Origin of the sequence: Anoxybacillus eryuanensis (genome assembly GCF_051200995.1) — a bacterium.
GTDB lineage: Bacteria > Bacillota > Bacilli > Bacillales > Anoxybacillaceae > Anoxybacillus > Anoxybacillus tengchongensis.
The window spans coordinates 91,305-112,177 of sequence record NZ_JBPODS010000008.1 but is presented as its reverse complement, the minus strand read 5'-3'; the positions used below and the strand labels follow the sequence as shown (position 1 = coordinate 112,177).

The 20,873-nt window shown below is 41.2% G+C and carries 21 protein-coding genes; 13 read left to right on the top strand and 8 right to left on the bottom strand.

The window, feature by feature from the left end; translation table 11 throughout:
- The first annotated feature begins 96 nt into the window (after positions 1-96).
- Entirely contained in the window at positions 97-936 is an 840-nt protein-coding gene (locus HNQ84_RS09425) for a YtnP family quorum-quenching lactonase (protein WP_435621949.1), read from the top strand.
- A gap of 25 nt (positions 937-961) precedes the next feature.
- On the opposite strand, the gene HNQ84_RS09420 is transcribed toward HNQ84_RS09425, so the two are convergent.
- Positions 962-1,258 carry a PepSY domain-containing protein gene (locus HNQ84_RS09420; protein WP_435621948.1) on the bottom strand — a complete coding sequence of 99 codons (297 nt, stop codon included), beginning with the start codon at positions 1,256-1,258 and terminating at the stop codon, positions 962-964.
- Positions 1,259-1,364: 106 nt separating this feature from the next.
- On the opposite strand from HNQ84_RS09420, the gene HNQ84_RS09415 reads away from it, so the two are divergent.
- The 8 genes from HNQ84_RS09415 to murC all read left to right on the top strand — a co-directional run bounded on the left by HNQ84_RS09415 (position 1,365) and on the right by murC (position 9,544).
- Positions 1,365-2,432 carry a M42 family metallopeptidase gene (locus tag HNQ84_RS09415; RefSeq protein ID WP_435621947.1) on the top strand — a complete coding sequence of 356 codons (1,068 nt, stop codon included), beginning with the start codon at positions 1,365-1,367 and terminating at the stop codon, positions 2,430-2,432.
- 12 nt (positions 2,433-2,444) lie between these two features.
- Complete coding sequence (locus tag HNQ84_RS09410) at positions 2,445-2,960, top strand: DUF84 family protein (protein ID WP_435621946.1); 516 nt, start codon at positions 2,445-2,447, stop codon at positions 2,958-2,960.
- A gap of 8 nt (positions 2,961-2,968) precedes the next feature.
- On the top strand, positions 2,969-3,295 hold the full coding sequence (locus HNQ84_RS09405; protein WP_435621945.1) for a thioredoxin family protein: 327 nt from the start codon (positions 2,969-2,971) through the stop codon (positions 3,293-3,295).
- A complete protein-coding gene (locus HNQ84_RS09400; RefSeq protein ID WP_435621944.1) occupies positions 3,288-4,091 on the top strand; it encodes a DUF1444 domain-containing protein in 804 nt (267 codons plus the stop codon). The genes HNQ84_RS09405 and HNQ84_RS09400 overlap by 8 nt, the downstream gene beginning before the upstream one ends.
- The gene (gene ytpR, locus HNQ84_RS09395; RefSeq protein ID WP_032100412.1) at positions 4,091-4,696 is read left to right on the top strand and encodes a YtpR family tRNA-binding protein; all 606 of its coding nucleotides are present in this window, start codon (positions 4,091-4,093) and stop codon (positions 4,694-4,696) included. The genes HNQ84_RS09400 and ytpR overlap by 1 nt, the downstream gene beginning before the upstream one ends.
- Positions 4,697-4,768: 72 nt before the next feature.
- Positions 4,769-6,901, top strand: a complete 2,133-nt coding sequence (locus HNQ84_RS09390) for a DNA translocase FtsK (RefSeq protein ID WP_435621943.1) — start codon at positions 4,769-4,771, stop codon at positions 6,899-6,901.
- Between the two features lie 71 nt (positions 6,902-6,972).
- Positions 6,973-8,082, top strand: a complete 1,110-nt coding sequence (locus tag HNQ84_RS09385; protein WP_004888994.1) for a nicotinate phosphoribosyltransferase — start codon at positions 6,973-6,975, stop codon at positions 8,080-8,082.
- Between the two features lie 160 nt (positions 8,083-8,242).
- A complete protein-coding gene (gene murC / locus HNQ84_RS09380) occupies positions 8,243-9,544 on the top strand; it encodes a UDP-N-acetylmuramate--L-alanine ligase (RefSeq protein ID WP_435621942.1) in 1,302 nt (433 codons plus the stop codon).
- A 9-nt stretch (positions 9,545-9,553) separates the two neighbouring features.
- Here murC and ytxJ read toward each other — a convergent pair whose 3' ends face one another.
- The 3 genes from ytxJ to HNQ84_RS09365 are packed head-to-tail and all read right to left on the bottom strand — an operon-like array spanning position 9,554 to position 10,604.
- Positions 9,554-9,883 carry a bacillithiol system redox-active protein YtxJ gene (gene ytxJ / locus HNQ84_RS09375; protein WP_183241963.1) on the bottom strand — a complete coding sequence of 110 codons (330 nt, stop codon included), beginning with the start codon at positions 9,881-9,883 and terminating at the stop codon, positions 9,554-9,556.
- A complete protein-coding gene (locus HNQ84_RS09370; RefSeq protein ID WP_435621941.1) occupies positions 9,870-10,199 on the bottom strand; it encodes a YtxH domain-containing protein in 330 nt (109 codons plus the stop codon). Before HNQ84_RS09370 ends, ytxJ begins: the two co-directional genes overlap by 14 nt.
- A gap of 12 nt (positions 10,200-10,211) precedes the next feature.
- Complete coding sequence (locus HNQ84_RS09365) at positions 10,212-10,604, bottom strand: DUF948 domain-containing protein (protein ID WP_183241967.1); 393 nt, start codon at positions 10,602-10,604, stop codon at positions 10,212-10,214.
- A 130-nt stretch (positions 10,605-10,734) separates the two neighbouring features.
- On the opposite strand from HNQ84_RS09365, the gene HNQ84_RS09360 reads away from it, so the two are divergent.
- The gene (locus tag HNQ84_RS09360; protein WP_435621940.1) at positions 10,735-11,850 is read left to right on the top strand and encodes an aminopeptidase; all 1,116 of its coding nucleotides are present in this window, start codon (positions 10,735-10,737) and stop codon (positions 11,848-11,850) included.
- Between the two features lie 23 nt (positions 11,851-11,873).
- Here the strand turns inward: HNQ84_RS09360 and HNQ84_RS09355 are convergent, their stop codons facing one another.
- On the bottom strand, positions 11,874-14,030 hold the full coding sequence (locus HNQ84_RS09355) for a cell division protein FtsA (protein ID WP_435621939.1): 2,157 nt from the start codon (positions 14,028-14,030) through the stop codon (positions 11,874-11,876).
- Between the two features lie 150 nt (positions 14,031-14,180).
- Between HNQ84_RS09355 and HNQ84_RS09350 the strand changes: the two genes are divergently transcribed.
- Both HNQ84_RS09350 and ccpA read left to right on the top strand, forming a co-directional pair.
- Positions 14,181-15,263 (top strand): bifunctional 3-deoxy-7-phosphoheptulonate synthase/chorismate mutase, encoded by a 1,083-nt coding sequence (locus tag HNQ84_RS09350; protein ID WP_435621938.1) that lies wholly within the window; start codon positions 14,181-14,183, stop codon positions 15,261-15,263.
- 155 nt (positions 15,264-15,418) lie between these two features.
- Positions 15,419-16,420: a catabolite control protein A gene (gene ccpA, locus HNQ84_RS09345; protein ID WP_183241973.1), complete on the top strand. Its 1,002-nt coding sequence runs from the start codon at positions 15,419-15,421 to the stop codon at positions 16,418-16,420.
- A gap of 89 nt (positions 16,421-16,509) precedes the next feature.
- Here ccpA and HNQ84_RS09340 read toward each other — a convergent pair whose 3' ends face one another.
- From HNQ84_RS09340 to HNQ84_RS09330, 3 genes are read right to left on the bottom strand one after another with little or no spacing between them, the layout of a single operon-like run.
- Entirely contained in the window at positions 16,510-17,682 is a 1,173-nt protein-coding gene (locus tag HNQ84_RS09340; RefSeq protein ID WP_435621937.1) for an acetoin utilization protein AcuC, read from the bottom strand.
- The gene (locus HNQ84_RS09335) at positions 17,679-18,323 is read right to left on the bottom strand and encodes an acetoin utilization AcuB family protein (protein ID WP_183241977.1); all 645 of its coding nucleotides are present in this window, start codon (positions 18,321-18,323) and stop codon (positions 17,679-17,681) included. The genes HNQ84_RS09340 and HNQ84_RS09335 overlap by 4 nt, the downstream gene beginning before the upstream one ends.
- A gap of 19 nt (positions 18,324-18,342) precedes the next feature.
- Positions 18,343-18,975, bottom strand: coding sequence for a GNAT family N-acetyltransferase (locus tag HNQ84_RS09330; protein WP_435621936.1), 633 nt, complete (start codon positions 18,973-18,975; stop codon positions 18,343-18,345).
- A 167-nt stretch (positions 18,976-19,142) separates the two neighbouring features.
- Between HNQ84_RS09330 and acsA the strand changes: the two genes are divergently transcribed.
- Positions 19,143-20,861, top strand: a complete 1,719-nt coding sequence (gene acsA, locus HNQ84_RS09325) for an acetate--CoA ligase (RefSeq protein ID WP_435621951.1) — start codon at positions 19,143-19,145, stop codon at positions 20,859-20,861.
- Positions 20,862-20,873 lie beyond the last annotated feature (12 nt).

Sequence of the window (20,873 nt, the reverse complement as noted above, 5' to 3'; positions counted from 1 at the left end):
TTAGCATACTATTTCAGAAAGAGGGAGAAGTATATCCCGAAGGAATTTGCAAAAAAGAAGGCGTTTTATTCGGGGATAAAATGATAATTTACAATAATGGAGAAATTAACGATCGGTCAAGTAACAATGACGTGGCTAAATGGAGGAATTACACATTTAGACGGTGGGGCGATGTTCGGTGTCGTTCCAAAGCCGCTTTGGGTGAAAAAATACCCATGCAACGAACAAAATCAAATTCCGCTCCGCACCGACCCCATTTTATTGCAAATGGATGGAAAAAATATATTAATTGAATCTGGCATCGGGCGAGGAAAACTAAATGAAAAGCAAAAACGAAACTTTGGTGTAACAGAAGAGTCCTCATTAGAAGAGCAGTTGGCGCTTCTTTCTTTGACACCCGAAGACATTGATTTTGTATTAATGACGCATTTGCATTTCGATCATGCGAGCGGTTTAACGAAATGGGAAGGGGACACGCTCGTTCCGACGTTTCCGCGTGCGCGCATTATTACGTCAGCAGTAGAGTGGGCGGAGATGAGAGAACCAAACATTCGCTCGCGCAACACGTATTGGAAAGAAAACTGGGAAGCGATTGTTGACCAAGTCGATACGTTCGCGGAACAATTGGAAGTTGTTTCAGGGGTAACGATGATTCATACAGGCGGTCATAGCGATGGACACGCGATCATTATTGTCACATCCGAAGGGGAAACAGCCGTTCACCTCGGTGATTTGATGCCGACGCATGCCCATCAAAATCCGCTTTGGGTCATGGCGTATGATGATTACCCAATGACATCTATTTTTGCTAAACAAAAATGGCTTGCTTATGGAATGGAAAACAATGCATGGTTTACATTTTATCACGATGCATACTATCGTGCGGTCCGTTGGAATGATCAGTTTCAAATCGTCGAAGCGCTCAAACGTCAATAAAAACCCAAGCAAAGTCGCTTGGGTTTTACAATTTTCGTGCATCAATAATCGTTCCTGATTTTGCATCAATCAAACATTCATATGCACCTGTTGGACGAGTAATTCCCCCTCGATAGACGTCGTAACGCAATCCGTTTTTTTCGATCGTTTCAACGGTCGTTTGAATCCATGATCCTGTAATTGTACCAGTTTGTTGAAAAGCTTCTTTTGCCTTTTGAAGCGCTTGTTCAGATGAAATCAAACGTTTATGTTGCCACTCATTAAATATGTAAGCAGCCGTTGCACCGACAACGATACCGGTAAAAAATGTTTTCATGCGCATATGCATTCCTCCACTTTTTCTTTTAGTATACCGAATTGTATGGGTGGAAACTACATGTAAAATTCGCTACAATGACAATTAGCGAGAAAAGAAAGGGGAAACAGCGATGGATTTGCAGTTATTTCAAACGTTAACGGAATTGCCGGGGGCACCGGGAAATGAACATGCGGTGCGCGCTTTTATGCGTGAGCAGTTACAAAAATATGCCGATGAAATTGTGCAAGACAGGCTCGGAAGCATTTTTGGGGTGAAGCGAGGAACGGAAAATGGACCGGTTGTAATGGTTGCTGGACATATGGACGAAGTTGGTTTTATGGTCACTGCTATTACTGAGCAGGGAATGATTCGTTTTCAACCACTTGGTGGTTGGTGGAGTCAAGTATTGTTAGCTCAACGTGTGCAAATTATAACGGATCAAGGTCCAATTGTCGGTGTGATTGGTTCGATTCCACCGCATCTGCTCGATGAAGAACAGCGGAAAAAGCCGATGGATATGAAAAATATGTTGATTGATGTTGGAGCGGATGATCGAAACGATGCGGAGCGTATGGGCATTCGTCCTGGGCAACAAATTGTGCCGCTCTGTCCATTTACACCGTTAGCAAATGAGAAAAAAATTATGGCAAAAGCATGGGACAATCGTTATGGTTGTGGTTTAGCCATCGAGTTATTAAAAGAGTTAAAAGATGAAACGTTGCCAAATGTATTATATTCCGGAGCGACAGTCCAAGAAGAAGTCGGATTGCGTGGTGCACAAACAGCAGCAACGATGATCAAGCCGGATATTTTCTTCGCGCTCGATGCAAGTCCAGCGAACGATATGACAGGTGATGAAAAAGAGTTCGGTCATCTTGGCAAAGGGGCGCTTGTGCGCATTTATGACGCCACGATGATTACTCATCGCGGCATGCGCGAATTTATTTTAGATACAGCAGAAACAAATCATATTCCATACCAATATTTCATTTCGCCAGGTGGCGGAACAGATGCGGGCAGAGTACATATCGCCAATAGTGGTGTCCCTTCAGCTGTCATTGGCATTTGTGCACGGTATATTCATACGCATGCATCGATCATTCATATTGACGATTACGAAGCGGCAAAACAGCTATTAGTCGCTCTTGTGAAACAGTGTGATCGTACGACTGTGGATGCTATTCGCCATAACGCTTAAGGAGATGTATGGATGAAAATCGCTGTTGGAACGAAAAACAACACGAAAGTAAAAGCGGTAAAAGCTGTATTTCATGAGGCTCACTATACGATCATAGCGAGCGATGTGCAACCAAGTGTATCCAAACAACCGTTTTCTGATGAGGAAACGTTGCAAGGGGCCATTGAGCGAGCGAAATTAGCTGTTTTTTATCAACAAGCTGACATCGGAATTGGATTAGAAGGCGGTGTATTTGTTGCACAAGATGGGGTGATTTGGTTATGCAATTGGGGAGCGCTCGTTGATCGTGATGAAGTCGTTGTTGTTGCCGGAGGGGCGCGCATTCCGCTTCCTAACGAGATAGGTGAACAATTAAAAATGGGAAAAGAGTTAGCTGAAGTGATGGATGGATACGTCAATCGCCGTGATGTTCGTTTAAATGAAGGGGCGATCGGCATTTTGACGAATGGAGCAGTCGATCGAACAACGATGTATACACATATCGTTCATATGTTAAAAGGACAATATGAGCACCAAAAGAAAGGATGAATAAATGAATGAAAATAATTGAACGGATCGAACAATATAACGACGCGATTCAGCATGGGAAAGTTATTATGATGTTTACGGCTGATTGGTGCCGTGATTGTCAATTCATCAAACCAGTTTTACCGGAGATTGAAGCACAATTTCCGGATTATACGTTTTATGCGGTAGATCGCGATCAATTGCTTGACTTGTTTACAGAGCATAACATATTTGGCATCCCGAGTTTTATCGCATATGAAAATGGGCAAGAACGTGGACGGTTTGTGAGCAAAGATCGGAAAACGAAAGAAGAAATTGTCTCGTTCATTCAAAGCTTAGGTGAGCGTGATGAATAGTAAGCAAATAAGCGAGCATATTCAACAGCGGTTATCTCATTATCCATGGGATTTCCAATGGGATCGAAAAAAAGATACACTTCGTATTGAGCATCGCGAAACGAAAAAAGGAGTGACCATCTCCTTGCCCCACGTTATTGCAAAATGGGAGCTTGAAAAAGAGCGTGCCATTGATGAAGTCGTTTATTATGTCGAGCAAACGTTAACGGCATTACATGATGATTCACCGCTACAAGGAAAAGAAAAACATATATATCCGGTCATTCGCTCTACCTCATTTCCGACAAAAACGAATGAAGGGACGATGTTTATTTATGACGAACATACAGCAGAAACGCGCATTTATTATGCACTTGATTTAGGAACAACGTATCGCCTCATTGATGAACGTTTAGTTGAATTGGAGCACTGGGATGTGCAACAATTGAAAGAGATCGCACGTTTTAATGTTCGTTCATTGCCAACAACGGTGAAAGAAGACCGTGTCGCTGGCAACACGTTTTATTTTATAAACACAAATGACGGATATGATGCAAGTCGCATACTAAATGATGCTTTCTTAAAAAAGTTTGCTGAAAAAATAAAAGGAACGATGTTACTTGCTGTTCCCCATCAAGATGTGCTCATTATTGCTGACATTGAGAACGAAATCGGCTATGATGTACTTGCACAGCTGACGATGAGCTTTTTTGCAAACGGCAGAGTGCCGATTACGGCTCTTTCGTTTTTATACGAAGATGGGCAGTTGCAACCAATTTTTATTCTCGGAAAAAATCGTCGAAAGGATGAGAAGTAATGAACGTATTTTACAACCGTGAGGGCATTGGTGATACGTTACTTATTACATTAAAGGCTGTTGACCCACAAGCGCGCGCTTTTGAGAAAAAAGGAGACGTTGTGCGCATTTTTAATGAACAGACAGGTGAAACCGTTGGCTACAATATTTTTCATGCGTCTACATATGGCACATTTGAAGGAAATGGAGTTGTTGAACTAACCGAGCAAGTCATTGCGACAATTAACGACATCTTGCAAAAAAATGGTGTGAATGAACAAGTAACGGCTGACTTTTCACCAAAGTTTGTTGTCGGTTACGTAAAAGAAAAAGAGAAGCATCCGAATGCTGATAAGTTAAGTGTTTGTCAAGTAGATGTGGGTACGGAAACATTGCAAATTGTATGCGGGGCTCCCAACGTAGAAGCGGGGCAAAAAGTCGTTGTTGCTAAAGTCGGAGCGGTCATGCCGAGCGGTCTAGTCATTCAAGAAGCAGAGCTTCGTGGAGTGAAATCTTATGGGATGATTTGTTCTGCGCGCGAGTTAGATTTGCCAAACGCCCCACAAGAAAAAGGTATTCTTGTTTTACATGATGAGTACGAAGTAGGCCAGCCATTTTTCAGCTGACTTCCGTGACGGCAGTCAGCTTTTTTTGTGGTAAAATAAAACCGAATGTACAAAAGAAAGAGTGAGGATGGAATGGGTTGGTTAAAGGCATTATTTCGTTATTTATTCGGGGAACAGCATGAGCCAAAAAAGATGCGAAAACAGCAACAATCCGTACCGACGAACGAATATAAAGAAATTGAAGCAAAAGTCGTTTATGAATATCCGAGAGGAAAATTTCGCTTTCCATTAATTCCGGATGAACCAAAGGAAAGAATAAAAGAGAGAACATATGACAAAAAACGGTCATCGGTACAAACCGATTCATTTAAGAAAAAAACGTATCGCATAGAGCGAACAGAGAGTGAATCACGCACGTTTCGCCCGACAGATGTGCCATCGCCTGTGTTTGGTTATAAACGAATGGAGCGTGTCGAGCGAAAAAAAGAACATGATGTGGTTGTTGAATTTGAACTTCCGATCGTTGAAACGGTCGAAACAAACGAACGTGTACATACACAAGTAGAGGAGTCAGTAGAGAGACAGCTTGTTGACGAAACAACTGAACATGCGCACATGGCGGTAAGTGAGCCACTTCTTGAAGAGAAAGAAGTTGTTTATGAAACGGAAACTGCTGAAGAACACATGGAGCAAAATCAGGAGGAAGAAACGAAAGAACAGGAACGGGGAGAAGCAAAAATCGAACAAGTTCATGAGGAAAGAACGCGACAACGAAGCGGTGTACCATATAACGTCATGATGTTAAAACAAGATCGAGAAAAATGGAAAGAGCGACAGCAAAAACAATCATATGTATTCCCGTCGCTATCGTTGTTGCACGCACCAAGTATACGTCATGAAGCTGATGAAACGTGGTTAAAAGAACAAACAGAGCGATTAAACGAGACGTTCAAAAACTTTAATGTTGGAGCAACAGTCGTTCATGTGACTCAAGGTCCAACGGTTACTCGTTTTGAAGTGCAACCAGAACTTGGGGTAAAAGTGAATAAAATTACGAATTTAGCGGATGATATTAAATTAAATTTAGCGGCCGTGGATATTCGTATAGAAGCGCCTATTCCTGGGAAAAACACGATCGGAATTGAAGTACCTAACCGATCAAGCCGCCCTGTTTTTATTCGTGAAGTGTTGCAAAGCGAGGTGTTTCAGCAATCAGACTCTCCGTTAACCGTCGCTTTAGGATTAGATATTTCGGGAAAACCGATCGTAACTGATTTAAAAAAGATGCCGCACGGGTTGATTGCGGGGGCAACTGGGTCAGGAAAAAGCGTATGTATGAATGCGATGTTAGTGAGCTTGTTATATAAAGCAGCACCACACGAAGTAAAGTTATTGTTGATCGATCCGAAAATGGTCGAACTTGCACCATACAATCATATTCCACATTTAGTTAGCCCGGTTATTACGGATGCAAAAGCGGCAACGGCAGCATTAAAATGGGCTGTGTCTGAAATGGAGCGGCGATATGAGTTATTTGCACATACCGGTGTGCGTGATATTGTACGTTATAACGAATTAATCCGAAAAGCGCAAAAACCGGAACAACATTTACCGTATATCGTCATTGTCATTGATGAGCTTGCAGATTTAATGATGGTTGCCCCAGCTGATGTGGAAGAAGCGATTTGCCGTATCGCTCAAAAAGCGCGAGCATGTGGTATTCATTTGCTTGTTGCTACACAACGACCATCTGTTGACGTCATCACAGGTTTAATTAAGGCAAATATTCCAACGCGTATTGCCTTTTCCGTATCGTCGCAAATTGATTCGCGTACAATCATTGATATAAACGGTGCGGAGAAATTACTCGGACGAGGCGATATGTTATTTTTGGAAAATGGAACAGCAAAACCAATTCGTTTGCAAGGCAACTTTGTATCGGACGAAGAAATAGAGCGTGTCGTCGCCCATGTACGACAACAAATGGAACCGTCTTATTTATTTCAACATGATGAGCTATTGCAACAACATGTACAGGCTGATGAAGATGATGAGCTGTTTTATGAGGCGTGTGAGTTTGTTGTTCAACAAGGCGGTGCTTCAACATCAAGTTTACAACGTCGTTTTCGTATCGGCTACAACCGAGCGGCACGCTTAATTGAGATGATGGAGCAACGTGGCATCGTATCGGCACCGAAAGGAAGCAAGCCGCGCGATGTGTTAATTGATGAACAACATCTCGAGCAACTACAAGATACAATTTAGATGGAGTAGTCGTGAAATAGAAAACATGCTATGCTAAATACGTGAAAACGATGGCTGAAGGGGAAAGCAAAATGAAGGAAATCGAGTTGAAATTACAAGGGAAAATTAAACGACTAACAAATAAAACGTTTAAATTTGATGAGCGTGTGCGAGATGGCTGGTTTTCAGCTGTATATTTTTTAAAAACACGTGAAATCGTTAAGGAATTTCGTCCGGATAATATCGTTACGATGCAATTTTTTCAAAAAGAACATGCTGTCTTATGTGGAACGGATGAAGTCATTGCCTTATTGCATACATTTGCTGATGAACCAGAAAAATTGGAAATTTATTCATTGAAAGACGGCGATAAAATTAGTCCGTTTGAGACGGTGCTGACTATTACAGGCCCGTATCAAAATTTCGGGTATTTAGAAGGCATTATTGATGGGATTTTAGCTCGCCGAACATCTGTAGCAACAAACGTGTATAACGTCGTTAAAGCAGCGGCATTATCTGGTGTGCAAAAACCGGTCATTTTCATGGGGGATCGTGATGACCATTTTATGATGCAAGCTGGTGATGGATACGCCGCCTTTATTGGTGGCTCAACTGCTCAAGCGACACATGCGATGAACGAATGGTGGGGAAAACAAGGCATGGGAACGATGCCGCATGCGCTCATTCAATTGTTTGATGGCGATGTAGTTGCGGCAGCGAAAGCGTATCATGCAAAATATCCAGACGATGATTTAATTGTGCTTGTTGACTACAACAATGACTGTATTACAGACGCGCTGAAAGTTGCGCGTGAGTTTGGTGATAAATTAAAAGCCGTTCGTGTTGATACGTCCCGGACGATGATTGATCAATATTTTATTCGCCATCCAGAAGTGCTTGGCACATTTGATCCACGTGGCGTTAACCCGCCACTTATTTTCGCTTTACGTGAAGCGCTTGATCGTGAAGGATTTGAACATGTAAAAATCGTTGTAAGTGGCGGATTTAATGAGCAGCGTATTATCGAGTTTGAAAAACAAGGTGTGCCCGTTGATATGTATGGTGTGGGAAGTAGCTTGTTAAAAGTGCATATTGGTTTTACGGGAGATAATGTATTGTTAAATGGAAAGCATCAAGCGAAAGCAGGTCGACGTTATCGTCCGAACCCACGTCTTGAAAAAGTAGAGTATACACCTCAGTAACACGGAAAAACTGATAGAAGAACGTTCTTCTATCAGTTTTTCTTATCATCGTGGACAAACAATGGTATAATGAAGTTTGTTACATAAGATCAAAAGAGCAAAACGGAATTTGTGTCATATACTGAGATATAGATCAACGATAGTTGGTGGAGGTTTTTTTATGACTATTTACCATTTTGTCGGCATTAAAGGAACTGGAATGAGTGCACTGGCACAAGTATTACATGATATGAAATGTGTCGTGCAAGGGTCAGACTATGATAAGCGATTTTTCACACAAGAAGCATTGGAAGAACGTGGAATACCTATTTTTCCATTCAGCGCCCAAAATATTCAAAAAAATATGGTTGTAATTGCTGGAAACGCCTTTCCTGATACACATGAAGAAATTGTAGCAGCTCGTGATCTTGGTGTACCTGTCATTCGCTACCATCAGTTTTTAGGTGAGTTTTTGCAAAAATTTACGAGCATCGCTGTGACAGGTGCTCATGGAAAAACATCAACAACTGGGTTGCTTGCTCACGTGATGCAAGGAGCAGAACCGACATCATATTTGATCGGCGATGGATCTGGAAAGGGACGAGAAGGAAGTAAGTATTTTGTATTTGAAGCGTGCGAATATCGTCGTCATTTTCTAGCGTATTCACCTGATTATGCGATTATGACGAATATTGATTTTGATCATCCGGATTATTTTGCCAATATTGAAGATGTGTTTTCAGCGTTTCAACAGATGGCGTGGCAAGTGAAAAAAGGAATCATCGCCTGTGGGGATGATGAGCATTTACAAAAAATTCAAGCTAAAGTTCCTGTCGTTTTTTATGGATTCGGTGAAGATAACGATTTCCAAGCACGAAATATTGTGAAAACACCGGAAGGGACATCGTTTGACGTATTTGTTCGCCACACCTTTTTTGCATCTTTCCATATTCCAAGATATGGTGATCATAACGTACTGAACGCGCTCGCTGTTATTGCACTTTGCCATTATGAGGGAATTGACGTAAACATCATTCAAGAGCGATTAAAAACATTCCCTGGAGTAAAACGTCGCTTTCATGAAAAAAGGTTTGGTTCACAAGTGCTTATTGATGATTATGCGCACCATCCTACAGAAATACGCGCAACGATTGAAGCGGCAAGACAAAAATATCCAGACCGTCAAATAGTTGCGATTTTTCAGCCGCACACATATACACGCACACAAACGTTTTTACATGAATTTGCACAAAGTTTATCACTAGCTGATGCGGTATATTTGTGCGATATTTTCGGATCTGCCCGAGAGCATCAAGGGAAGCTATCGATTGAAGATTTACGCGCCAAAATCGATGGGGCAAAGCTTTTACATGAGGAGCAAGTGGATGTTTTAAAACAGCATGAACAAGCTGTGCTTATCTTTATGGGAGCAGGCGATATTCAAAAATTTCAGCAGAGATACGAACAATCCGTTCACGTATAAGAAAAGCAACTATGATTCGCTCATAGTTGCTTTTTTCATTTGGTCATATGTGACGTTCCAATGCGAAGCATGCCACGCCACCCCTTTGTCAGTTACCCATAATACTTGAGGGGATTCATGTTTTACTTGAAACATTTCTGCGATATGTTGTGATAACGGGCGAGAGTGTTGCACATATAAGTAATATGCATGAATGTGCGGAAAATCTTTTGTAAAACGTTCGAACTCCACCCATGCCCGATGGCTAATTGGACATGTCAGACTATGTTTCATTAATAAAAATGGACGATAGGACGAACAAATTTGTTCGAATTGTTCAATTGTCTCAATTTTTCCCATGTGCATCAATTCCTTTATTCAAACGTTTTTCGACATCGTTAACTGCTTGCTCCGTTTCTTTTAACAATTGCTCGACATCTGATGAAGGAAGCGGAATAGGGATAGAGGAAAACGGCTTTTGCTCCTCTTGATCCTTTCGTTGCTCTATGTCATGTGCCACGTTTTCCTTTTCATGTTGTTGCCATCGCTTTATGTTCGTTTCAGTAAACTCTTGTAATAGTTGTTTTCCACGTTCGCTAGATAAAAATAATGTCGCAGCTGCACCAGCGATTCCACCAACGATTGCACCGAGTAGAAAAGAACCATTTTTAGCCATATAAAAACCTCCTTATTTTCGTTTCTCTTTCCATTTTGTCCATATTTCAATAAGTGTTTGGCCCCATTGAATGGCTTGCGTAATTTTTTTTTCGTTTGTTGTTAGTGTTTTAGAAATGGAGTTGTTAAATGTTTGAACGGTAACACCGACTTGTTTGACTGCATCAAATACACTTTGTAAGCTTTCCGCTTTTTTATGCACGTCATCTGCGAGCGCGTTCGTCTTATGTAGTAATTGTGCCGTTTCTTTTCCGATTTCATGCATTTGTTTTTCAACTTCTTCAACGGTTTTCGCAACATGTTGCAACGTTGTTTGAAGCGTTTTTAATGTTTGGACGACATAAACGACTAAAATAAGAAAGGCGATCGCGATGAGTGCAATACTGCCATACAAAACAATATTCATTGTGAAAAACCCCTTTCTGTCTATCCTACATTTCTTTCGACAAAAAGAGAAAAAATCCTGCAAAAAACTCCAAATTTTTTGTAGATCGGTTACAATATACATGTACATACGATGGAATGGAGGAATATAAATGAAAGATCCGCGTATTGAAAAGTTAGCGAAAAATTTAATTCATTACTCACTTCGCTTACAAAAAGGAGAAAAAGTATTAATCGAAAACTTTGGTTTACAGCGAGAGCTTGTGATCGCATTGGTACGCGAAGCGTATGCTGTAGGTGCTTACCCATTTGTTTCATTAAAAGACCATCAAGTTGATCGTGCACTTTTACTTGGTGCACAAGAAGAGCAGTTTGACATGATGGCTGAATTTGAAGCGAATGTCATGAAACAAATGGACGCTTACATCGGCTTGCGAGCTGGAGATAATATTAACGAGTTTGCTGATGTACCAGCCGACAAAATGAAAATTCATGGGAAAACGATTATGCAAAAGGTGCATCGTGACATTCGCGTACCGAAAACGAAATGGGTCGTCCTTCGCTATCCGAATCCATCGATGGCACAGCTTGCAAAAATGAGTACAGAGGCGTTTGAAGATTTTTATTTTAACGTATGTAACTTAGACTACGGAAAAATGGATAAAGCGATGGACGCCCTCGTTGAATTAATGAATAAAACTGATCAAGTACGCATTACAGGACCGGGGACAGATTTAACGTTCTCGATTAAAGATATTCCTGCAGTAAAATGTTCAGGACAAATGAATATTCCAGATGGAGAAGTGTATACGGCTCCTGTTCGTGATTCGGTTAATGGTACTATCACATTTAATACACCTTCTCCTTATCAAGGATTTACGTTTGAAAACGTAAAATTAACGTTTAAAGATGGAAAAATTATTGAAGCAACAGCAAACGATACAGAGCGCATTAATCAAATTTTTAATACAGATGAAGGTGCGCGCTATATTGGTGAGTTCGCAATCGGGGTCAATCCATACATTCAACATCCGATGCAAGATATTTTGTTTGATGAAAAAATTGATGGAAGTTTCCATTTCACACCGGGACAATGTTATGACGAGGCGTACAACGGCAACCATTCAAACATTCATTGGGATATGGTTATGATTCAGCGCCCAGAATACGGTGGTGGTGAAATTTATTTTGATGGTGTGCTGATTCGCAAAGATGGCCGTTTTGTCCTCCCAGAATTAGAACCGTTAAACCCAGAAAACTTAAAATAAAAGAAAAAGCAACTATGGCTCGTTCATAGTTGCTTTTTCTCATGCCAAATAATTTCTAGTCGATCTCCTGGTGCAAGCGGTTCATAAAATGTTGTCGGTTCACCGTTTTTGAGCAACGTAAACGTTGTCGATGCACCATGAGGAATATCAACTTGGACGTATTGGAATATATCTTGGAAAATGAACGGTTCCATTTTTTGTTCATTAAATTCAAGTTCATCTTCATGGTGAACGAGATCATCTTCTTCAAGTTGTTCACCATTGCGATAAAACGTACCGATTGACTTTGTTAATGTGAATGTTTCACCATTAAATATAATCGGAATAGAATAATAAAGTTTTATTTGTTTTGCTTCAGCGATTTGAGCGATTGTTCGCTGCTTTTTTTTATGAACAATAATATGATCGCCGTCTTCAAATGTTGTATAACGTTGGCACTCAATCCCGTTTCGATACATCGTTCCGCACCATTCAGGAAATGTTACGGTTTTGCCATTTAACGTGATCGTAAACGGTTCGAGTTGTTTGAGCAGATCGTCGTTTTTTGTTGCGTGCAAAAGCTGTTCAATCGTTTCTGGCATACGAACGACAATGTCATCCCGATCACATAAAACCGTATCGAGAGAAACGTGTTCCCCATTCCGTAATACAATCGGCTCAATAGTGTATGGTTGCTCGTTGATTGTCACACGTTTTATTGGCAATGATTCGAGCAAATCACGAAGTTGGATGGTCGCTTGTTTCCCATCTTTTCCTTTTTGAACAACAATCTCGTCATTATTTTTTATTGGTGTATCAAATGTCGACAATTCACCATTTTTTAAAATTGTCGGTGGTTCTCCATGTGTTCCAGGAATTGTAATCGTCTGTCCATTCAATGTGACGACGCAAGCTAAGCCCGGTTTCCCATATAGCTTATGTAATTGAATTCCAGCAGCTAGTAAGGCATCACCGATCGTCAGTTGTTTCATATCAAATAAGCGAATGGTTTGTCCATTTACATGAACGGTTACGTACTGAATCGGTGTTTGCTTTGCTGCAATAGCAATGCCAATTGGAGTGACGAGTTCTGGGCGATGCTTCATTTCTTCTTGATCGATATGCAATTTTTGAATGGCATCAATACCGCGAATAGCGACACGATTTTCAGGAAGATGAAGTTTTTGAGCAAGTCGTTTTGGCAGTTCGGGTGTCAAACTCCCTCCTCCTACAAGCATGACCGCTTTTGGGGATTGATGATTATTTAATCGTAAAATTTCTTTGCTAATCGCATCAGCGAGTCGATCAATCGCGTCTGAAATTGTTGCAATCATTTGTTCACGAGGCACTTCGGTTTCAAAACCGAGAATGTCTGTAATCGTTACCGTTTCCTTTGAATGTAAGTCACGTTTTGCTTGCTCAGCAAGAGGGAAATCAAGTAAATATGCGTCTGAAATGGCTTCTGTAATTTCATCTCCTGCTATCGGTACCATTCCGTAGGCAATGACTGTACCTAGATTTGTAATCGCAATGTCAGATGTTCCTGCACCAATATCTACAAGCGCAACATTTAATCGTCGCATCGTCGGAGGAATAAGAACATGTAGTGCGGCGATCGGCTCAAGTGTTAGCGCCTCCATTTCTAAATGAGCGCGTTGTAATGCCGCAAGAAGTGATTCAACGACAAGCCTCGGTAAAAATGTGGCGATTACTTCAACGCTTGCGTCATCTCCTTGTTGATCAATTAAGTTACCAATTTCCTCGCCATCAATTTCATAGCGCGTTACCGAATAGCCAACACAATAGTAGTGATGACTTTTTTCGTTAGATGATTGTTCAGCCAACGTCATTTGAGCTTGTTGAACTGCAGCAAGCTCTAAGTATGTCACATCTTCATGTGTGAGCAGAGGCTTCCCTTTAATGGATATATTCGCTCTTCCTTTTTCTGTTTTTAATGAACGTCCTGCGGCTGCAACGCATACGCGCGTTAGGGGTCCGTGTCTCTCCTCTAACGTTTTTTTTATGTCGAGAATGACGTTAGAAACAGCAAGTACGTCGTGAATTTGTCCATCAAGCATCGCCCGTTCTTCATGTTCTTTTATGACAATGTCTTCAACTTGATATTGTCCGTCTGTTTCCTTTAAAATAATGCCAACTACCGAACGCGTACCAATGTCTAGTGCAAAAATCAAGCTTCCCACCTTCTTTTTCGAAAATTAAAAAATTCTTTATTGCTTAAACGCGTTTTATAAATAAAGGGGTGACAACTTTATCCACTTCGTTTATAATAATCTCTAATTATATAGAAATGTACCACATTTTTGAGCTTATATAAAGAAAGGATGAGATGTATGGGTAACGAACGATTAGATGAGCTGAGAGCGAAGGTTGATGAGTTGAATTTACAGTTGTTAAAATTAATTAATGAACGCGGGCGGGTTGTTCAAGAAATTGGGAAAATTAAAGATGCCCAAGGTACGTATTTCTATGACCCTGTTCGTGAAAGAAAAATGTTAGATTTGATTTTAGAACATAACGACGGACCATTTGATACGGCGACGTTAAAACATATTTTTAAAGAAATTTTTAAAGCAGGGCTCGATTTGCAGGAAGATGATCATAAAAAAGCATTGCTTGTATCAAGAAAGAAAAAGCCAGAAAATACGATTGTCGATGTCAAAGGAGAAAAAATTGGTGACGGCAATCAATATTTTGTGATGGGACCATGTGCGGTTGAAAGCTATGAACAAGTAGCAGAAGTGGCGCAAGCAATTAAGCGACACGGTTTAAAATTGTTGCGCGGTGGTGCTTACAAACCACGCACTTCACCATATGACTTTCAAGGACTTGGCGTAGAAGGATTGAAAATTTTAAAACGTGTGGCAGATGAGTTTGATTTAGCAGTCATTAGTGAAATTGTCACGCCAGCAGATATTGAAACAGCGCTCGATTATATTGACGTCATTCAAATCGGAGCGCGCAATATGCAAAACTTTGAGTTGTTAAAAGCGGCGGGGCAAGTGAATAAACCGGTATTATTAAAACGCGGATTAGCTGCAACGATCGAAGAATTTATTCATGCTGCCGAGTACATTATGTCGCAAGGCAACGGACAAATCATTTTATGTGAGCGAGGCATTCGCACATATGAAAAGGCGACGCGCAACACGCTTGATATTTCAGCCGTACCGATTTTGAAAAAGGAAACGCATTTACCTGTTTTTGTCGATGTAACACATTCAACAGGACGACGTGATTTACTTTTACCTTGTGCGAAAGCTGCGCTTGCCATTGGAGCAGACGGAGTCATGGCCGAAGTACATCCAGATCCTGCTGTTGCGTTATCTGATTCCGCACAGCAAATGGATATTGATCAATTCAATGAGTTTATGGAAGAATTAAAATCGTTCCAAAAGCAATTTGTCAAAGCGTAAAAAGAAAAAGCTGGTGATTGTTCACCGGCTTTTTCTTATGAATTTATTTGTGAAAACGTTGCACTTAGGTAATCATTTATCGTATGATAATTTTACATAAAATTGCGATGTACGACAGTTTTCGATATATAGAGTGCAAAAAAGGAGTGTATGTGATGAATGTAACAATTTATGATGTGGCAAGGGAAGCAAATGTGTCAATGGCAACTGTTTCACGTGTCGTGAATGGAAACCCAAACGTCAAGCCTTCGACGCGCAAAAAAGTGTTAGAAGTGATTGAGCGGCTCGGTTATCGTCCGAATGCGGTAGCACGTGGATTGGCAAGCAAAAAAACAACTACGGTCGGTGTCATTATTCCAGATATATCAAGCATTTTCTTCGCGGAAATGGCGCGTGGCATCGAGGATATTGCAACGATGTACAAGTATAACATCATTTTAAGTAACTCTGATCAAAATAAAGAAAAAGAGTTACATTTACTAAACACGATGCTTGCCAAACAAGTTGATGGCATTTTATTTATGGGCGGCGATGTAACAGAAGAACATGTCGAGCAGTTTAAAAAATCAGATGTACCGATCGTATTAGCTGCAACAATTGAACAAAATAATATTATTCCATCTGTCAACATTGACTACGAGCAAGCATCGTATGATGCGGTGCATATGTTGATCGAAAAAGGACATAAACGCATTGCTTATGTAACAGGACCGCTAAACGATCCAATTAACGGATTGAAAAAATTAGCTGGCTATCGTCGCGCTTTAGAAGAAGCGAATATTGCTTATGATGAGGCGCTTGTTGTGGAAGGAGACTATACGTACGATTCGGGTATCGAAGCATATGAAAAGCTAGCTGAACTTCCACAGCGACCAACAGCGATTTTCGTTGGAACCGACGAAATGGCGCTCGGCGTCATTCACGGCGCGCAAGATCGTGGTGTGCGTATTCCGGATGACTTAGAAATTGTCGGTTTTGATAATACGCGTTTGGCAACAATGGTTCGTCCAAAATTGACGACGGTAGTCCAGCCGATGTACGATATTGGGGCTGTGGCGATGCGCTTATTGACGAAATATATGAATAAAGAGCATGTAGACAATCACATCGTTGTGTTGCCGCATCGCATTGAATACCGCGATTCGACAAAAAACTAGATTTCTTTCTAAAAGGGGAACGCATATTTTACGTGCGCACGAACATAGAAAAGGGTGTCCGCTACTTTCGGAACACCCTTGTTGTTTTGTTATAAGTTTAACCGTTGTTTATTACTTCGAATTGGTTGAAGTGCTTTCATGACAGTTTGAGCATTTTTTTCTGTAATCTCTGCCTTTCTTGGAATGGGTGGATATAAGTCTTCTGGGTCATCCCATTCGAGTGGCAAAGAAACAGGAGCATGAGGTTGCCAACGGACAATCCATTCCTTTGGTAAAGCTCCAGAAATATCCGATTGTTCTGTCATTTCAAGCCACAATAACGCCCATGCACGCGGAACGACGCGCCAAATGTCGTATCCCCCTCCACCAACTGCGATCCAACGACCGTTACAGTATTGGTGTGCAATTTGATGTGCCAGTTTTGGAATTTCGCGATAAATGCGCATGGACGCAGATAAATGAGTTAACGGATCGTAATAGTGAGCATCGACACCGTTTTGCGTTAAGATGACATCAGGACGAAAAAAATCAGCGATTTCAATCAGAGCTTCCGTATATGCAGCGAGCCACGACTCATCTTCTGTAAACGCATCAACAGGAATGTTGAACGAGTAACCGTATCCTTTCCCTTGTCCTCGTTCATTGACGTTTCCGGTTCCTGGGAATAAGTAGCGACCTGTTTCATGAATTGAAAATGTACATACATTCGGGTCATCATAAAATGTCCATTGTACTCCATCGCCATGATGGGCATCTGTGTCAACGTATAAGACACGAACACCATATTTTTCTTGCATATATTTAATGGCCACAGAGCTATCGTTGTAAATGCAAAAACCGGATGCTTTCCCCCGGAATCCATGATGGAGCCCTCCGCCCAAACTGAGCGCGTGTTCAGCTTTGCCAGAGAGTACATAATCAACAGCTGTTAGCGTTCCACCAACAAGAAGAGCGCTCGCTTCATGCATGTTTGGGAAAATCGGTGTATCTTCTGTCCCTAATCCATAATTGAGCGCAACATCTTCTGGTAGTTGACCCTTTCCTGCTTTTTTTACCGCTTCAATGTAATCTGAATCATGTACAAGCGCTAATTCTTCGTCTGTTGCGAGGCGTGGTGCTACAATTTGTCCGTCATGCAGCGCGCCAAGCGTTTGCAACAGGTCATACGTCAGCTTGACACGTAGTTGGTTAAACGGATGGCGATCATGGAATTTATACGTTTGAAACGCATCGGAATAAACGAATATACTGTTTTTGCTCATGATGAAACCCCCGGCAAGTTCGGCCATAATACGTCGTATCCTTGCTCTTTTAAATCATCAATAATCGCCATCGGGTTCATCGTTTGAATGCGAAACACGAGCACTTTATACATATCATCTCGATCAGGGTAGACAAGAACACTCGAAATATTAATGTTTCTTTTTTGAAAAACAGAGGCGACTTCGCTTAACATACCCGTGCGGTTCGGCACTTTAATTTCGATTTGTGAACCTGGTTGATGGGCTCCTGTTAATTGTACAAGTGTATATAACAGATCACTTTCTGTAATGATGCCGACAAGTTTATTTTCTTTAACGATGGGCATACAACTAATGCGATGTTCGTAAAATAAAGCTGCTACTTCTTCAACAAAGTCAAGCGGATGCCCTGTAATGACGTTTGTTTTCATAATGGTGCTTAACGGCTTTTGTAAATCCTCAAGATGTTCGTTCGCATGAAAAATGGATGGACGTGCATCACGCAAATCGCGATCCGTAACGATACCAACGACACGATATTCATCATCAACAATTGGTAAATGACGAATATTTTTTTGTTTAACAATGTTTAGTGCATCAGCGATTGTATTTGACGGCTTTAATGCGATAACATCCGTTTTCATCATTTGTTCGACAATCATTTCCCCATCCCCTTTGTTTTTAATACATAAAGCGGTTCATAAAACGGAGCTGATCGAATTTCTGGATCGATTGTTGATCGACGCGTTTTCCGATACGAGCCATTAAGCAGTTCGCCGGATGCGAACAAATTTCCGGATCATCGGTCGCGTACCAAACAAGCCCACCTGCGTTCATCATTTTCTCCATTACTTTTCGATATTCCCATACGTTTAATCCGGTTCGTTTTAAATCCCAATGCCAATAGTACTCCGTTGTAATAACGATGTAATCTTCCATCGCATCGTCCATCATAGCCACTTTCAATAAATTTTTTCCGACACCGCATCCTCTGAAATCCGGAATAACCTCAATTGCACCAAGCTCGATTAAATTTTCCATCTTCCCTTGCGACCATCTTTCAAGCGGGTCTGGATATAAAAAAGTGACGTAGCCAACGATCGTATGACCGTGGCGGGCAATAATAATTCGTCCTTCTGGAAGCCCGGCAATTTCGATGAGCGCCTGATGTTGTTGGTGCGGTTGCCGAAACGCTGTTAAGTCATGATGAAATTCATAGCTAGCCAATTTTTCCGAAGAAATTGGTCCCTCGATAATTAACGTTCCTTTCGGTGTTTTTAACTGTTTTGCGTTATATGTTTTTTTATGCTCCATTGCCCCACCGCCTACTGAAATAATCTCACTTCAATTATACATAAAAAAATAAAAATTAAATCGTTTTCACAATAAACATAAATGAAAATTTTTTAAAAATTGAGAATTTGTTTATAGTATAATATAATACGAATGTAGAAACTTCAAACAAGGGGGAGTTTGGGATGATTAAAGTGGAAACGCTACCAGTCATTCAAGGGGATTTCAACTTGAAAAACTATGAAGAAACGTATCAAACGTTTGACTGGTCCGAAACAGAAAAACATTTTTCGTGGTATGAAACGGGCAAAGTAAACATGGCTTATGAAGCGATTGATCGCCATGTGGAAACGTTTCGAAAAAACAAAGTAGCCTTGTATTATCGCGATGCAACGAGAGAAGAAAAGTACACATTTAAAGAAATGAAAGAGTTTTCAAACAAAGTAGCCAACGTATTAAAAGAAGTAGCCGATGTAGAGAAAGGTGACCGCGTCTTCATTTTTATGCCTCGCTCGCCTGAGCTATACTTCTCTGTGCTTGGAGCAATTAAACTTGGGGCAATTGTCGGTCCGCTTTTTGAAGCGTTTATGGAAGGAGCGGTTCGCGACCGCTTAGAAGATAGTGAGGCAAAAGTCATTATTACGACGCCTGAACTTTTACCTCGCGTACCTGTAAATGAATTGCCGGCATTAAAATACGTATTTTTAGTTGGCGATGACATTAAAGAAGAAGGTCCGTTCTTTGATTTGAAAAAACGAATGAACGCAGCAAGCAAACATTTTGATATCGAATGGGTCGGACGTGAAGATGGACTCATTTTACACTATACATCTGGATCGACAGGAAAACCAAAAGGTGTATTACATGTGCATAACGCCATGATCCAACATTATCAAACGGCCAAATGGGTATTAGACTTAAAAGAAGATGATGTATATTGGTGCACAGCCGATCCAGGTTGGGTGACTGGAACATCATACGGTATTTTCGGTCCATGGCTTTGCGGAGCATCTAACGTCATTGTCGGCGGTCGCTTTAATCCTGAGGCGTGGTATAAGACGATTGAAGATTATGGTGTAACGGTATGGTATAGTGCACCGACAGCATTCCGCATGTTAATGGGTGCTGGGGACGAGCTTGTGAAAAAATTTGATTTACGTTCACTTCGCCATATTTTAAGCGTCGGTGAACCGCTCAATCCAGAAGTTGTGCGCTGGGGAATGAAAGTATTTAATCGTCGCATTCATGATACATGGTGGATGACAGAAACAGGAGCGCAACTCATTTGCAACTATCCGTGTATGGAAATTAAACCTGGATCAATGGGGAAACCGATCCCAGGGGTTAAAGCAGCGATCGTTGACGATCAAGGAAATGAGTTACCGCCATATCGCATGGGGAATTTGGCGATTAAAAAAGGTTGGCCGTCGATGATGCGCGCGATTTGGAACAATCCACAAAAATACGAATCATACTTTTTACCTGGTGATTGGTATGTTTCTGGTGATTCGGCATATATGGACGAAGACGGATACTTCTGGTTTCAAGGTCGGATTGATGATGTCATTATGACAGCAGGGGAACGCGTTGGCCCGTTTGAAGTAGAAAGTAAGCTCGTTGAACATCCAGCTGTAGCAGAAGCTGGTGTCATCGGAAAGCCAGATCCGGTGCGCGGTGAAATTATTAAAGCGTTTGTTGCTTTACGTGAAGGGTACGAGCCGTCTGAAGAGCTAAAAGAGGATATTCGCAACTTTGTAAAAAAAGGTTTAGCTGCGCATGCCGCACCACGTGAAATCGAGTTTCGCGATAAATTGCCAAAAACGAGAAGCGGAAAAATTATGCGTCGCGTCTTGAAGGCTTGGGAGCTAAATTTACCGACAGGCGACTTATCAACAATGGAAGATTAAAAAAATCGGGCT

Excerpts from the sequence above, each read along its gene's own strand:
- HNQ84_RS09415 (WP_435621947.1), top strand. The coding sequence starts at position 1,365 with ATGGATTTGCAGTTATTTCAAACGTTAACGGAATTGCCGGGGGCACCG.
- HNQ84_RS09385 (WP_004888994.1), top strand. The coding sequence starts at position 6,973 with ATGAAGGAAATCGAGTTGAAATTACAAGGGAAAATTAAACGACTAACA.
- HNQ84_RS09405 (WP_435621945.1), top strand. The coding sequence starts at position 2,969 with ATGAAAATAATTGAACGGATCGAACAATATAACGACGCGATTCAGCAT.
- HNQ84_RS09425 (WP_435621949.1), top strand. The coding sequence starts at position 97 with ATGGAGAAATTAACGATCGGTCAAGTAACAATGACGTGGCTAAATGGA.
- HNQ84_RS09410 (WP_435621946.1), top strand. The coding sequence starts at position 2,445 with ATGAAAATCGCTGTTGGAACGAAAAACAACACGAAAGTAAAAGCGGTA.
- ytpR (WP_032100412.1), top strand. The coding sequence starts at position 4,091 with ATGAACGTATTTTACAACCGTGAGGGCATTGGTGATACGTTACTTATT.
- HNQ84_RS09400 (WP_435621944.1), top strand. The coding sequence starts at position 3,288 with ATGAATAGTAAGCAAATAAGCGAGCATATTCAACAGCGGTTATCTCAT.
- HNQ84_RS09390 (WP_435621943.1), top strand. The coding sequence starts at position 4,769 with ATGGGTTGGTTAAAGGCATTATTTCGTTATTTATTCGGGGAACAGCAT.
- HNQ84_RS09370 (WP_435621941.1), bottom strand. The coding sequence starts at position 10,199 with ATGGCTAAAAATGGTTCTTTTCTACTCGGTGCAATCGTTGGTGGAATC.
- HNQ84_RS09335 (WP_183241977.1), bottom strand. The coding sequence starts at position 18,323 with ATGATTGTCGAACAAATGATGAAAACGGATGTTATCGCATTAAAGCCG.
- ccpA (WP_183241973.1), top strand. The coding sequence starts at position 15,419 with ATGAATGTAACAATTTATGATGTGGCAAGGGAAGCAAATGTGTCAATG.
- HNQ84_RS09420 (WP_435621948.1), bottom strand. The coding sequence starts at position 1,258 with ATGCGCATGAAAACATTTTTTACCGGTATCGTTGTCGGTGCAACGGCT.
- HNQ84_RS09360 (WP_435621940.1), top strand. The coding sequence starts at position 10,735 with ATGAAAGATCCGCGTATTGAAAAGTTAGCGAAAAATTTAATTCATTAC.
- HNQ84_RS09365 (WP_183241967.1), bottom strand. The coding sequence starts at position 10,604 with ATGAATATTGTTTTGTATGGCAGTATTGCACTCATCGCGATCGCCTTT.
- HNQ84_RS09350 (WP_435621938.1), top strand. The coding sequence starts at position 14,181 with ATGGGTAACGAACGATTAGATGAGCTGAGAGCGAAGGTTGATGAGTTG.
- HNQ84_RS09330 (WP_435621936.1), bottom strand. The coding sequence starts at position 18,975 with ATGGAGCATAAAAAAACATATAACGCAAAACAGTTAAAAACACCGAAA.
- ytxJ (WP_183241963.1), bottom strand. The coding sequence starts at position 9,883 with ATGGGAAAAATTGAGACAATTGAACAATTCGAACAAATTTGTTCGTCC.
- HNQ84_RS09340 (WP_435621937.1), bottom strand. The coding sequence starts at position 17,682 with ATGAGCAAAAACAGTATATTCGTTTATTCCGATGCGTTTCAAACGTAT.
- murC (WP_435621942.1), top strand. The coding sequence starts at position 8,243 with ATGACTATTTACCATTTTGTCGGCATTAAAGGAACTGGAATGAGTGCA.